We start from the raw sequence: 12,176 nt of genomic DNA on the forward strand, positions 1-12,176 counted from the left end.
CGAGCGGGCGGCGGCCGGGACCTCGCGAGGCGTCGATGCATTACCGCAGTTCGCCGTCCAAACACAAGACGTCCTCACGTCTCCACTTTTTGCCGTGGAGGCCCTACGCTCGTGCTCACTTTGATCAATTGCGATCGATGGCGGGACCCGCCGTCGTGTAGCGAGAGGAACACCCGAGGGATGACACTCCCCTATCCAGCCGTGCGCCGCTGGCGCGCCGGTGTGCTGACCGCCGCCGTCGCCACCGCCGTGGCGTTCGGCGCCCCGGCGATGGCCGCCCCCGCCGAGGGACAGATCCTCATGGCCGGCGGCGCCACCGCCGTCGACGAGTCGTACATCGTGGTGTTCAAGGACACCTCCGTGGGCCGGGCCGACGTCACGAAGAAGGCGCGTGACCTCGCCGGCCGGCACCGCGGCGCGGTCAACCGGACGTACCAGAACGCGCTGCGCGGATTCGAGGCCCGGCTGTCCGAGGCGGAGGCCAAGCGGCTCGCCGCCGACCCCTCGGTGCGCTACGTGCAGCAGAACCACACCATGCGGATCAGCGGTACGCAGAGCCCCACCCCGTCCTGGGGCCTGGACCGGGTCGACCAGCGCGCGCTGCCGCTGAACAACTCCTTCACCTACCCGAACACCGGCTCGGGCGTGAAGGCGTACATCATCGACACCGGCATCCGGTTCAGCCACAGCGACTTCGGTGGTCGTGCCGTCTCCGGCTTCGACGCCATCGACGGCGGCACCGCCGACGACTGCAACGGGCACGGCACGCACGTGGCCGGCACGGTCGGCGGCACCGCCTACGGCGTGGCCAAGGGCGTCACGCTGGTCGGCGTACGGGTGCTCGACTGCGCGGGCAGCGGCACCAACGCCGGCGTCATCCAGGGCGTCGACTGGGTGACCGGCGACCACGCCGCCGGTCAGCTCGCGGTGGCCAACATGAGCCTCGGCGGCGGCTTCAACCAGGCCGTCAACGACGCGGTGGCCCGCTCCATCGCCGACGGCGTCAGCTACGGCCTCGCGGCCGGGAACGACAGCGGCGCGAACGCCTGCAACAGCTCCCCGGCCAGCACCCCGGCCGGTATCACCGTCGGCTCGACCACCAACACCGACGCCCGCTCGTCGTTCTCCAACATCGGCACCTGCCTGGACATCTTCGCCCCCGGCAGCTCGATCACCTCGGCCTGGCACACCGGCGACACGGCCACGAACACCATCAGCGGCACCTCGATGGCCACCCCGCACGTGGTCGGCGCCGCCGCGCTCGTGGTCGCCGCCAACCCGACGTTCACCCCGCAGCAGGTGCGCGACAAGCTCGTCGCCGACGCCACCAGCAACGCGGTGACCAGCCCCGGCACCGGCTCGCCCAACAAGCTGCTGTACGTCGGCGACGGCGGCACCACGCCCCCGCCGCCGCCCCCGCCGACCGGCTGCACCCAGACCAACGGCACCGACGTGGCCGTCCGCGACAACGCCACGGTGGAGAGCACCATCACCATCGCGGGCTGCACCGGCAACGCCGGCGCCGCCAGCACGGTCGCCGTCGACCTGGTGCACACGTACGTCGGTGACCTCGTCGTCAGCCTCGTCGCCCCCGACGGCAGCGCCTACCCGCTGCACAACCGCACCGGCGGCTCCGCCGACAACATCAACCAGACCTACCCGGTGAACCTCTCCTCCGAGGTCGCCAACGGCACCTGGAAGCTGCGCGTCCAGGACGCCGCCAGCGGCGACACCGGGTACCTGAACAGCTGGACGCTCAACCTGGGCGGCTCCGGCTCGACGGACTGCACCGGCAGCAACGCCAACAACGTGACCGTCAGCGACAACGCGACCGTCACCAGCAGCATCGCGATCACCGGCTGCACCGGCACCGCCTCGTCGACCAGCAAGGTCGCCGTGCAGATCGTGCACACCTACATCGGTGACCTCGTCGTCAGCCTCGTCGCCCCCGACGGCAGCGCCTACACGCTGCACAACCGCTCGGGCGGCTCCGCCGACAACATCAACCAGACCTACACCGTCAACCTCTCCTCGGAGACCCGCAACGGCACCTGGAAGCTGCGCGTCCAGGACGCCGCGTCCGGCGACACCGGCTACATCGACGGCTGGACCCTGATTCTCTAGGGTTCGTCAGCTCCAGGCACGGCCCGCAGCACGGCCGCGCCGAAGGGCCCCTCGCCACCGCTCACGCGCGGCGAGGGGCCCTTCTCGTCCGCCGCCCGCGTAGGGTGCCGGCCAGCACCAGCAGCAGCGCGACCGCGAACATGGCGGTGCCGATGACGTTGACCTGCGGCGGGATGCCCCGCTGGGCGGCACCCCAGACGTACATGGGGAACGTGACGGTGGTGCCGGCGTTGAAGTTCGTCACGATGAAGTCGTCGAAGGAGAGCGAGAACGCCAGCAGCGCGGCGGCCACGATGCCGGGCAGCGCCAGCGGCAGGGTGATCCGCCGGAAGGTCTGCCACTCGCTCGCGTAGAGGTCCATCGCGGCCTCCTCCAGCCGGGAGTCCATCCCGGCCAGCCGTGCCTTGACGGTGACCACCACGAACGACAGGCAGAACATCACGTGCGCGACGACGACGGTCCAGAAGCCCTGCGGCACCCCGGCGGAGACGAAGAGGGCCAGCAGTGAGGTGCCCATCACCAGTTCGGGGGTGGCCATCGGCAGGAAGATCAGCACGTTGATCCCGGAGCGGCCGCGGAACTGGTGCCGCGCCAGCGCGAACGCCATCAGGGTGCCCAGCACCGTGGCGAGCACGGTGGCGACGAAGCCGATCTGGACGCTGCGCACCACCGCGTCGCACATGTCGGAGGTGGCGCACGGGTTGCGCCAGTTGTCGAGGGTGAACTCGTTGAAGTCGTACGACAGGCGGCTGGAGGGGCGGTTGAAGGAAAGGGCGGCGACCACGGCGATCGGCAGGAGCAGGTAGCCGAGCGCCAGCAGCGCCACGCCCATGATCCACCGGTCGGCCAGCCAGCGGGAGATCCGCGCGCTCACGGGGCCGGCCTCTCGTTCGCGACTGCGGGGCTCGGCTGCGCTGCACTCCTCGCGCTCACAGGACCTCCTCCGTGCCGGCCCGGCGCAGGTAGCCGAAGACCACCGCGAGGATCGCCGCCATCAGCAGGAACGACAGCGCCGCGCCCTGCGGGTAGTCCAGCCGGACCAGGAACGCGGAGTCGATGACGTTGCCGATCATGTATTCGTTGGGGGTGCCGAGCAGTTCGGCGTTGATGTAGTCGCCGCTGGCCGGGATGAAGAACAGCAGCGTGCCGGCGACCAGGCCGGGCATGGACAGCGGCAGCGTGACCCGCCGGAAGGCCCGCCACGGGCCGGCGTAGAGGTCGCCGGCCGCCTCCAGCAGCCGGGGGTCGAGCCGCTCAAGGCTCGCGTACAGCGGCAGCACCAGGAAGGGCAGGAAGTTGTACGTCAGGCCGAGCACCACCGCGACGGGGGTGGCCAGCAGCCGGCCGTCGGCGCCGAGCAGGTGTACGTCGCGCAGCAGCCCGACGAGCCAGCCGTTGTCCGACAGGATGGTCTTCCACGCCAGCGTGCGCACCAGGAAGCTGGTGAACATCGGCGCGACCACGCAGACCAGCAGCAGGTTCTTCCACCGGCCGGCCTTCTGCGCGATGGCGTACGCGAGCGGGTAGCCGGCCAGCAGCGCCAGCACCAGGGCGGCGCCGGCGTAGAAGAAGGACCGCCCGAACTGCGGCCAGTACGCGGCCAGCGCGTCGGGGTAGTTGCCGAACGCCCAGCCCATCGCGTACCCGGTGGCGAGCGAGCCGGCGGGGTCGTAGAGGCTGGCGGCGGCGAGCTGCACCAGTGGCACCGCGAAGAAGAGCACCAGCCACGCCGCCGCGGGCAACAGCAGCAGGTACGGCAGGAGCCCCTGCCGTCCGGGCCGGCGGGGCGGCGCCGGCTCGCCGGCTCCGGTGGGCCGCCGGGCCGGGACGCTCACGAGGACGCGCCGACCGGCTCGTCCCGCACCGGCGCGCTCCGATCCTGCTCGCCGGTCTCCCGGGGCAGCAGGAAGGCGTGCCGAGGGTCCCAGTACGCGACCGCCTCCGCGCCCACCGGCACCGGCCGGGCGGTGCCCGTGTTGGCCACGAAGACCGACAGCTCGCCGCCCCAGCCGGTACGCAGCAGGTACTGGGTGCTCACCCCCACGTAGGAGGCGTCGGTGACGATGCCGGTGACGTGCTGGCACCCGGCGGGGACCTGGTCGGCGGAGTCGACCAGGTGCAGCTTCTCCGGGCGTACGCCCAGGTGGACCGGACCCCGCTCGACCCGGGCCCGGCCGACGGGCACCGAGAAGCGGCGGCCGTGCGCCGACACCGACACCTCGCCGCCGCCCGCGCCGGCCGCCTCGCCGGCGAGCAGGTTGGACTGGCCGAGGAAGTTCGCCACGAACGCCGTGGCCGGGTACTCGTAGAGATCGGCGGGGGCGCCGAGCTGCTCGATCCGCCCGGCGTTCATCACCGCGACGGTGTCGGCCAGCGTCATGGCCTCCTCCTGGTCGTGGGTGACGTGCACGAACGTGATGCCGACCTCGGTCTGGATCCGCTTGAGTTCGAGCTGCATCCGCCGGCGCAGCGTCAGGTCCAGCGCGCCGAGCGGCTCGTCGAGCAGCAGCACCTGCGGGCGGTTGACCAGGGCCCGGGCCAGCGCGACCCGCTGCTGCTGCCCACCGGAGAGCTGGGCGGGGCGGCGGTGGCCGTGGTCGTCGAGCTGCACCAGCGCGAGCATGCCCATGACCTCGTCGTCGACGGAGCGGATGCCCCGCCGACGCAGGCCGAACGCGACGTTCTCGAAGACGTCCAGGTGCGGGAAGAGGGCGTAGCTCTGGAAGACGGTGTTCACGGGCCGCTTGTGCGGGCGCAGCCGGGTGACGTCCCGTTCGCCCAGCAGCACCTGCCCGCCGGTGGGCTCCTCCAGGCCGGCGGTCATCCGCAGCGTGGTGGTCTTGCCGCAGCCGGACGGGCCGAGCAGGGCGAAGTACGCGCCCTGCGCGACGGTCAGGCTGAGGTCGTCCACCGCCGTGACGGCGCCGAACCGCTTGGTGAGGTTGGCCAGCCGCAGGTCGCCGGCCGGGCCCCCGCGCCCCGCAGTCGTCCCACCCATCCCACTCACGCCCCGATGACCTGCTGGAACTTGCCCTCGTACTCGCGTTCCTGCTTCTCGTCCAGCGCCATGAAGACCTTGCACCTGGCGAGCATGGCGTCGTCGGGGAAGATCAGCGGGTTGGCGGCAAGCGTCGGGTCGATCTTCTCCATCTCGGCCTGGGCGCCCCGCACGGGGCAGATGTAGTTGACGAACGCGGCGAGCCGGGCGGCGATCGCCGGGTCGTAGTAGTGGTCGACGAGCCGCTCGGCGTTGCCCTTGTGGCTGGCCCTGTTCGGCACCACCACGTTGTCCGACCAGATCATCGCACCGGAGTCGGGTACCACGAACCTGATCTTGTCGTCGTCGAAGCCGAGCTGGACGGCGTCGCCGGACCAGCCGATGCAGGCGGCGACGTCGCCTCTGGCGAGTTCCGGCGCGTAGTCGTTGCCGGTGAACCGGCGGATCTGCCCGGCGGTGACGGCCTTCTTCAGTTTGGCGAGCGCGTCGTCGAACTGGGCGCCGGTGAAGTTCGCCGGGTCGTGGCCGTTCGACTGGAGCAGCAGGCCCATGGTGTCGCGCATCTCGGCCAGCGCGGTCACCCTGCCCTTGAGGTCGGGGCGGGTGAGCAGTTCGTCGACCGTACGGATCTCCCTGGTCACCCTGCCGTTGTAGGCGAGGCCGGCCAGGCCGGACTGCCACGGGATGGCGAGCTGGTCCTCGGGGTCGAAGGACCGGCCGCGCAGCGAGGGCAGCAGGTTGGCCTCGACGTTGGGCAGCTTCGACGTGTCGAGCTTCTGGACCCAGCCGAGCCGGATCATCCGCGCCGACATCCAGTCGCTGAGCACCATGATGTCCCGCCCGGTGGGCTGGCATCCCGCGAGCTGGTTCTGCACCTTGCCGAAGAACTCGTTGTTGTCGTTGATGTCCTCGGTGTAGGTGACCTGGATGCCGCTCTTGGCGACGAACGCGTCCAGGGTGGGTCGCTTGGCGGCGTCGGCGTCGTCCACGTCCATGTACTGCGGCCAGTTGGAGAACGTCAGCGTCTTCTCGGTGCCGGACAGGTCCTCGCTGACGCAGCCGGCCTCCGTCTGGGTGGCGGCCCTGGTGCCGCAGCCGGCCAGCGAGCCGCCCGCCGCCAGCAGCGCCGCCGAGCCGAGCGCGCCGGTCAGCAGCCCGCGCCGGGTGAGGGGCCGGAGGGGAGTTCGCATGTGACGACTCCTTGCGCGTTCGCCGGCGGTCGGGCGGGGTGACCTGCCGGCGAGGGGTCAGGTGCGGTGAACGACAGATCTTGGCATGAGCCGACGGCGACGACGGACGGCGGGTCCGTGTCCAACAACGCCCTTCCACGTCCTCCAGCAGCCAGACCGCCCCGCGAGCCCAACGGTCAAGGGGGCCGCCCAGCTTGACCTTGAACCTCTTCGGCGGGGACGGGGTGCTCACACGCTCACCGTAGGTCAAGATCAAGCTAGATCATTCGGCGCCGTACCCGCCACACCACCACACCGATCAGGACCGCCGCGACGGCGATGAACAGGGCCGCCTCGATGAGCTGGAACGTCCAGAACCGGTCGGCCGGGTGGTAGACCTCGAACTGCTGGATGCCCCGCGCGTGCAGGAACTGGTTGAGGTTGGTGCCGGCCCGGTTGGCGGCGCCCTCCAGCTCGTAGTACTCGGTCGAGCTCAGCCTGCGACCGGTGGCGTCTGCGTAGCCGTGTTCGATTATCCAGTCAGCGAAGCTGGGCACGGGCCGGTGCCCCGCCTGGTCCTTCGAGCCGCCGACGGGGACCGGCTCCATGGTGGTGAGCGGGGTGGCGTACGCGGGACGGGCCAACAGCCCCACCGACATCCGGGCGGCGAGGAACGCCCCGAACGCGACGCCGAACGCGGGCAGGCTGCGCCGCAGGATCGCCCCGGCGGCGGTGGCGACGCCGAACGCGAACAGCGCGTACGCCACCGGAACAAGTCCCTCCACGTCGAAGGCGTCGTACTGGAACCGCCCTTCCCACGCGTCGAACGGCTGACGGAACCAGGTGAGCACCGCGGTGAACATCCCGGTGAGCGTGACGGTGACGCCGGCCAGTGCCGCGAGCTTGGCCGTCAGCCAGCGCATCCGCGGCACGGCCTGCGTCCAGGCGAGTTGCCAGGTGCCGTCCTCCAGTTCGCGCGCGAGCAGCGGCGCGCCGAGGAACGCACCGATGACGACGGGGACCAGGTAGAAGGCCGCCAGGAGGTTCTCGACGTTCCCGTACTCCTCGTCGAGCCGGCGGAAGGAGGCCGCGCAGGCCTCGTTGACACCAACCTCCCCCGCACACCGGGCGGGACCGCCGGGGAACAGGTCGTGGGCCTGCGTCCCGAGCACGAGCAGGGCGATGCCGAACATGCCGACAAGCAGACCCAGGACGCAGACCTCGGTCCGGTGCTGGCGCCAGATCAACCACGTCATGCCGCCACCCCCGACGTGACCGCGGCGCTCGGCTCGGACGGCCGGCGCAGGTACGCCAGCACCAGGTCCTCCAGCGCGACCGGCTGGGCCTGCCACCCAGGCGCGGCCGGGATCGCGCCGTCGCGCACCAGCAGGGTCGTGTGCCGGTCGCTGTGGACGGCCTCCACGACGGCGCCGGCCCGGTCGAGGTCGGTGGCCGTGCGCGGGCCGACGAGCAGCCGGTGTTCGGCGAGGAGGGTGTCGATGTCACCGGTGAGCGTTACCCGGCCGTGGTTAAGCACGACCAGGTGGTCGCAGACGCGCTCCAGCTCGTGCACGACGTGGGAGGAGAACAGGACGGTCACCCCGCCTTCGGCCACCGCGCCCATGAGGACCTGCAGGAACTCGTGCCGGGCCAGCGGGTCGAGGCTGGCCACCGGCTCGTCGAGGACGAGCAGGTCCGGCCGCTTCGCCAGGGCCAGAGCCAACGCGACCTGGGCCTGCTGCCCGCCGGAGAGCGTTCCGGCCCTGCGGTCGAGCGGAATGCCCAGCTTCGCCAGCCGGCGCTCGGCCAGCCCCTGATCGAACCGCAGGTTGCAGGCCCGGCCGAAGCGGAGCATCTCGGCGACGGTGAAGCGCTTGTACAGCGGATGGTCCTGGGCCAGGAACCCGACCCGGGACAGAGTTTGCGGGGTGCTGGCGGTGACGTCGTGGCCGAGGACCTCCACCGTGCCGGTGCTCGGTGCCAGCAACCCGACGACCAGGCGCAGCAGCGTGGTCTTGCCCGCGCCGTTCGGCCCGACCAGGGCGATCACGCCGCCCGCCGGCAGGGCCAGGGTGCAGTCGCGCAGCGCCCAGCCCTTCCGGTACCGCTTGCCCACACCGTCGGTGCTCAGCGCGAACTCGGTCGCTGTCACGCCACGTCCTCATTCCTCGTCTGCTGGTGGACGGAAGCAAAAAGCGCGTTGACCGCCTGCTCGTCGAGGCCGGCCGCGTAGGCGCGGCGCAGCCAGGTCGTCAGGCCGCGGCGCAGCGACGTGTACGTCGATGCCGACATCGCGGCCGACTGCTGTTCATTGACGAACGTGCCCTGGCCGGGCCGGCCGGTGACCAGGCTCTCCTGCTCCATCTGCCGGTACGCCTTGGCGACGGTGTTCGGATTGATCGCCAGGTCCTCGACCACCTCGCGAATGAGCGGGAGGCGGTCACCGGGTTGGAGAAAGCCCAGCAGCACCGCCTGGCGGACCTGCTGGACGAGTTGCAGGTACGGCGGCACGCCGGAGTGGGTGTCGAGCCGGAAGACGAACACGGCAGCTCCTTACTGCTTTACTAGTACCCTAGTAAAGCAGTAAGTTGGCGGTCAAGATAGCCGACGCGCCCGCACGACCGCGGCACCGGATCCGGGCGCACGCCGCGCCCCGACCGCGCGGGTACCCGCGCGGTCGGGGCGCGGCGGCGACAGTGACAACGGACCGGCGATGTACGCGATGAGGCGGCTGGCCGCGTGGACCGCGGCTGGGGCAGGTATCGGAGGTCTGGCGGGTTACCGGTAAGAATGGTCCGGCGCCAGGCCGGGCCCGAGGTTGAGACACAAGCTAGTCACCGCTACGCCGTGACTTCGATCAGACTCGACCACAGTCGCCTGAGCTGAAGCTGCGCGGACAGACGTGCAGCCTGCGGCACCGCCCGATCAGCCGGCGCGCCCGTCACGGCCGGCCGACCCGACGAACGCCCGCCAGGCGTCCGGCGCGAAGGTGAGCACGCCCCCGGCGCGGTCCTTGCTGTCCCGCACGAGCACCCGACCGGGCAGGTTGTCGGCCACCTCGACGCAGTTTCCGCCGTTGTTGCTGCTGCGGGTCGCGGTGCGCCAGCGGGCGTCGGTCATGTCCATGTCGTCGCCACTTCCCCGATCAGCTCGATCGACTGGCGTCGCGGCAGCGCCTCGCCGGCGACGCTCTCCCATCTCGCGCCCAGGCTAGCAATGTCGGCACTCTCGGTCACGACCTGACCGCGCAGTTGGTTGTCCAGATAGGCCGTCTCGGCGCCGTCGGGCAGCCGGATCAGCACGAACGGCCCGGCGAGGCCGGTGTGCCACGGCGCCTCGGCGGGGATCACCCGGACCTGCACGTGCTCCTGCGCGGCGACCGCCAGCAGGTGGGCCAGCTGCGCGGCCATCACCGCCTCGTCCCCCACCCGCCGGCGCAGCACCACCTCGTCGATCACGGCGACGAGCTGGGGCGGGGCGTCCCGGGCCAGGATCGCCTGCCGGGCGAGCCGGCCGCCCACGATCTCGTCGACCTCGGCCGCCGGCAGCAGGCCGCCGGTCGCCAGCACCGCGCGGGCGTACCCCTCGGTCTAAAGGAGGCCCGGCACGAGCAGCGGCTCGTACGACCTGATCGTGACGGCGTCCTGCTCCAGCTCGGCCCACGGCCGGAACCACGGCAGGTCGCGGCGGCGGAACGGCTCCGGCCACAGCTCGGCGGCGTCGCGCCCGAGGACCTCGGCGACGGCGAGCCGGGTCCTGGGATGCGGGATCCGGCCCGAGGCGAGCCACCGTCCCGCCGTCTTCGGGTCGACACCCACCTTCTCCGCCAGCGACTCGGCGGTCTCCCCCTTCTCGGCCATCGCCACCCGCAGTGCTTCGTTCACGATCCGACCTCCCGCGCCCGCGATCACACTGGGGCGCACGGTAGCCACGCTGAGTGCCCTTGTCGTCACGCTGCCGGCGTGTCGCGGCGGGATCTGTTTCGCGCGTCCGAGGTGCCCGACGACCGCCCGGAAAAGGCCCTGGACATGCTCCGCCGCAGCGTCGGACCAGGCACCGGAACGAGCGACGCCAGGCCAACCGACGTGCGGGTTGGACCGACGTGGAAGGTGGACCGGCGCATCGTTGGCGTGCCTGCGCCCAGGCTCGCCGACGGCCGGCGCCACCGGCGGCGGCGCCGCGATGTCGTAGACGGTTCAGCTCGACAGTGCCCGGCGCGCCCATCCGGCCCGCAGGCAGGGCTGCCGGGTCCGCGCGGGCTTCTCTCCCGGCTCCCGTGACTCCCGCCGCGACCTCTGCTACGGCCGGGACGCACCGAGGCGGCGGGTCAGTGGTTCGGGGGGATGACGCGCAGGTGACCCCTACGGCCCGTCTGGGGGGTCGAGTTGGTGGCCTGGTCGTCCTCGGGCGGGCGCGGGGCCACCGGGCGGGCGGCCTCGCGGACGGCCTCGGCGAGGGCGACCAGATCGTCGGTGGTGGGCGGCGGGGGCTCGAACTCGCCCTCGTGCCGGACGACGTCCCAGCCGCGCGGCGCCGTCAGGCTCCGGGCGTGCGGTTCACAGAGGTCGTACGTGTGCGGCTCGGCGAACGCCGCCAACGGGCCGACCACCGCTGTCGACTCGTTGTAGACATAGGTCAGCGTGGCGACCGCTTGCCGGGGGCAGCCATTACGGGAGCAGCGCCGTGGTGACCTCACGGCGGCAGGGTATCTCCATTACCGGGTCGGGCGCACTGCTTCGCGTTGCGACACGCCCGTCACGGTGATCACAATTCGGCCCGGTCGGTCGCGCCGCGCCGCGCCGGTGCCGCTGCCGCAGGCCAGGTCGGTGCGGGCGCTAACCTTTCCTCATGACGAGCCCGGAACACCGCCGCCCCGGCCCTGGCCGGCGCGCCCACCGCGACCGGCACGGCCGCGGTCTGCGCGGGCGGCTGGTGCCGGCGACGGTGCCGTTGGCGCGTACGAAGGCGGAGATCTTCGACGATCTGGTGCTGGACACCGTCGAGACCCTCGAACGGCGGTTCGCCAAGGAGTTGGCCGGCGTCGAGTTCGCGGTGGAGGACGTCCCGCCGGACCTCAACGTCTATGACTCCGACGTGCTGGAGGACGGCGAGGTGCCGCTCGCCCGGCTGCTGCCGGGCCGGCCGGGCCGACAGGAGGTGCCGCCGCGGATCGTGCTCTACCGCCGGCCGTTGGAGTTCCGTGCGATGGATCGCGAGGACCTCGCGGATCTCGTGCACGACGTGATCATCGAACAGGTGGCCAATCTGCTCGGGGTGGACCCCGACGAGTTGGCCTGAGCCGGGCGGCCCCCACCGCCCCGGCCCGGCAACGCTCAGGCGGCCCGCCGCTTGAGCTTGCGCCGCTCCCGCTCCGAGAGCCCACCCCAGATCCCGAATCGCTCGTCGTGGCCGAGAGCGTATTCGAGGCATTCCGTCTTCACCTCGCAGCGCGAGCAGATCCGCTTCGCCTCGCGGGTCGAGCCGCCCTTCTCGGGAAAGAACGCCTCCGGATCGGTTTGGGAGCAGAGCGCCCGCTCCTGCCACTCCGGCGCGTTTCCGAGCAGGTCGGCCACCTCAAGCTGGCCGTCCATCAGATGCCTCCTTGTCGCGCACCGGCGTCATCGCCGCTGCAACCCCCCACGCGGAAGGCGTGCTTGTCCGTACGGTCCCGATTCGTTGCGTTCCGTGCGAACAACCCCATTCAAATTACACGCGTGTAATGCGTGCGCCGTCAAGCCGGACTTGATAATGGAGTCGCCCTCCCGACAACACTCCGGACGGCCACCCGACCACCCGGCCCCGCAACCTGCCCTATCGATTCAGACCCCGGCCGAGTAACGCCCTCTCCGGCGAGTTGCCCGAGTTTTCTCCCGTGGCGCCTCCCC

Annotated in this window: 12 protein-coding genes and 1 pseudogene; 2 read left to right on the forward strand and 11 right to left on the reverse strand. The window is 71.4% G+C overall.

Annotated elements, in window-relative coordinates; all coding sequences use genetic code 11:
• Nucleotides 1-180 precede the first annotated feature (180 nt).
• Nucleotides 181-2,124 carry a proprotein convertase P-domain-containing protein gene (locus ACTMS2_RS04920; protein WP_441174309.1) on the forward strand — a complete coding sequence of 648 codons (1,944 nt, stop codon included), beginning with the start codon at nucleotides 181-183 and terminating at the stop codon, nucleotides 2,122-2,124.
• Between the two features lie 61 nt (nucleotides 2,125-2,185).
• On the opposite strand, the gene ACTMS2_RS04925 is transcribed toward ACTMS2_RS04920, so the two are convergent.
• The 10 genes and pseudogenes from ACTMS2_RS04925 to ACTMS2_RS04970 all read right to left on the reverse strand — a co-directional run bounded on the left by ACTMS2_RS04925 (nucleotide 2,186) and on the right by ACTMS2_RS04970 (nucleotide 10,987).
• Nucleotides 2,186-2,998, reverse strand: a complete 813-nt coding sequence (locus tag ACTMS2_RS04925; RefSeq protein WP_441174310.1) for an ABC transporter permease — start codon at nucleotides 2,996-2,998, stop codon at nucleotides 2,186-2,188.
• 55 nt (nucleotides 2,999-3,053) lie between these two features.
• Nucleotides 3,054-3,959: an ABC transporter permease gene (locus ACTMS2_RS04930; RefSeq protein WP_441174311.1), complete on the reverse strand. Its 906-nt coding sequence runs from the start codon at nucleotides 3,957-3,959 to the stop codon at nucleotides 3,054-3,056.
• Nucleotides 3,956-5,122, reverse strand: coding sequence for an ABC transporter ATP-binding protein (locus ACTMS2_RS04935; protein ID WP_441174312.1), 1,167 nt, complete (start codon nucleotides 5,120-5,122; stop codon nucleotides 3,956-3,958). Before ACTMS2_RS04935 ends, ACTMS2_RS04930 begins: the two co-directional genes overlap by 4 nt.
• A 5-nt stretch (nucleotides 5,123-5,127) precedes the next feature.
• Nucleotides 5,128-6,312, reverse strand: a complete 1,185-nt coding sequence (locus tag ACTMS2_RS04940) for a polyamine ABC transporter substrate-binding protein (protein WP_441174313.1) — start codon at nucleotides 6,310-6,312, stop codon at nucleotides 5,128-5,130.
• Nucleotides 6,313-6,569: 257 nt separating this feature from the next.
• Nucleotides 6,570-7,547 carry an ABC transporter permease subunit gene (locus ACTMS2_RS04945; RefSeq protein ID WP_441174314.1) on the reverse strand — a complete coding sequence of 326 codons (978 nt, stop codon included), beginning with the start codon at nucleotides 7,545-7,547 and terminating at the stop codon, nucleotides 6,570-6,572.
• On the reverse strand, nucleotides 7,544-8,443 hold the full coding sequence (locus ACTMS2_RS04950; RefSeq protein ID WP_441174315.1) for an ABC transporter ATP-binding protein: 900 nt from the start codon (nucleotides 8,441-8,443) through the stop codon (nucleotides 7,544-7,546). Before ACTMS2_RS04950 ends, ACTMS2_RS04945 begins: the two co-directional genes overlap by 4 nt.
• Nucleotides 8,440-8,835, reverse strand: coding sequence for a GntR family transcriptional regulator (locus ACTMS2_RS04955; protein WP_441174316.1), 396 nt, complete (start codon nucleotides 8,833-8,835; stop codon nucleotides 8,440-8,442). The genes ACTMS2_RS04950 and ACTMS2_RS04955 overlap by 4 nt, the downstream gene beginning before the upstream one ends.
• Nucleotides 8,836-9,216: 381 nt before the next feature.
• Nucleotides 9,217-9,417: a DUF397 domain-containing protein gene (locus ACTMS2_RS04960; RefSeq protein WP_441174317.1), complete on the reverse strand. Its 201-nt coding sequence runs from the start codon at nucleotides 9,415-9,417 to the stop codon at nucleotides 9,217-9,219.
• Nucleotides 9,408-10,175 (reverse strand): annotated as a pseudogene (locus ACTMS2_RS04965) (helix-turn-helix domain-containing protein). Before ACTMS2_RS04965 ends, ACTMS2_RS04960 begins: the two are co-directional and overlap by 10 nt.
• 443 nt (nucleotides 10,176-10,618) lie before the next feature.
• Complete coding sequence (locus ACTMS2_RS04970) at nucleotides 10,619-10,987, reverse strand: DUF3499 domain-containing protein (RefSeq protein ID WP_089001915.1); 369 nt, start codon at nucleotides 10,985-10,987, stop codon at nucleotides 10,619-10,621.
• 152 nt (nucleotides 10,988-11,139) lie between these two features.
• Here ACTMS2_RS04970 and ACTMS2_RS04975 point away from each other — a divergent pair, with 152 nt between their 5' ends.
• On the forward strand, nucleotides 11,140-11,589 hold the full coding sequence (locus ACTMS2_RS04975) for a metallopeptidase family protein (protein WP_089001916.1): 450 nt from the start codon (nucleotides 11,140-11,142) through the stop codon (nucleotides 11,587-11,589).
• 35 nt (nucleotides 11,590-11,624) lie between these two features.
• Here ACTMS2_RS04975 and ACTMS2_RS04980 read toward each other — a convergent pair whose 3' ends face one another.
• Complete coding sequence (locus ACTMS2_RS04980) at nucleotides 11,625-11,882, reverse strand: WhiB family transcriptional regulator (protein WP_007455784.1); 258 nt, start codon at nucleotides 11,880-11,882, stop codon at nucleotides 11,625-11,627.
• Nucleotides 11,883-12,176: the final 294 nt, after the last annotated feature.

The organism is Micromonospora sp. SD12 (genome assembly GCF_052068495.1).
In the GTDB taxonomy this organism is placed as follows: Bacteria; Actinomycetota; Actinomycetes; order Mycobacteriales; family Micromonosporaceae; genus Micromonospora; species Micromonospora echinofusca.

Bases quoted from the DNA above. Each gene is read 5' to 3' on its own strand.
- ACTMS2_RS04960 (WP_441174317.1), bottom strand. From the start codon at position 9,417: ATGGACATGACCGACGCCCGCTGGCGCACCGCGACCCGCAGCAGCAAC.
- ACTMS2_RS04935 (WP_441174312.1), bottom strand. From the start codon at position 5,122: ATGGGTGGGACGACTGCGGGGCGCGGGGGCCCGGCCGGCGACCTGCGG.
- ACTMS2_RS04940 (WP_441174313.1), bottom strand. From the start codon at position 6,312: ATGCGAACTCCCCTCCGGCCCCTCACCCGGCGCGGGCTGCTGACCGGC.
- ACTMS2_RS04920 (WP_441174309.1), top strand. From the start codon at position 181: ATGACACTCCCCTATCCAGCCGTGCGCCGCTGGCGCGCCGGTGTGCTG.
- ACTMS2_RS04975 (WP_089001916.1), top strand. From the start codon at position 11,140: ATGACGAGCCCGGAACACCGCCGCCCCGGCCCTGGCCGGCGCGCCCAC.
- ACTMS2_RS04945 (WP_441174314.1), bottom strand. From the start codon at position 7,547: ATGACGTGGTTGATCTGGCGCCAGCACCGGACCGAGGTCTGCGTCCTG.
- ACTMS2_RS04980 (WP_007455784.1), bottom strand. From the start codon at position 11,882: ATGGACGGCCAGCTTGAGGTGGCCGACCTGCTCGGAAACGCGCCGGAG.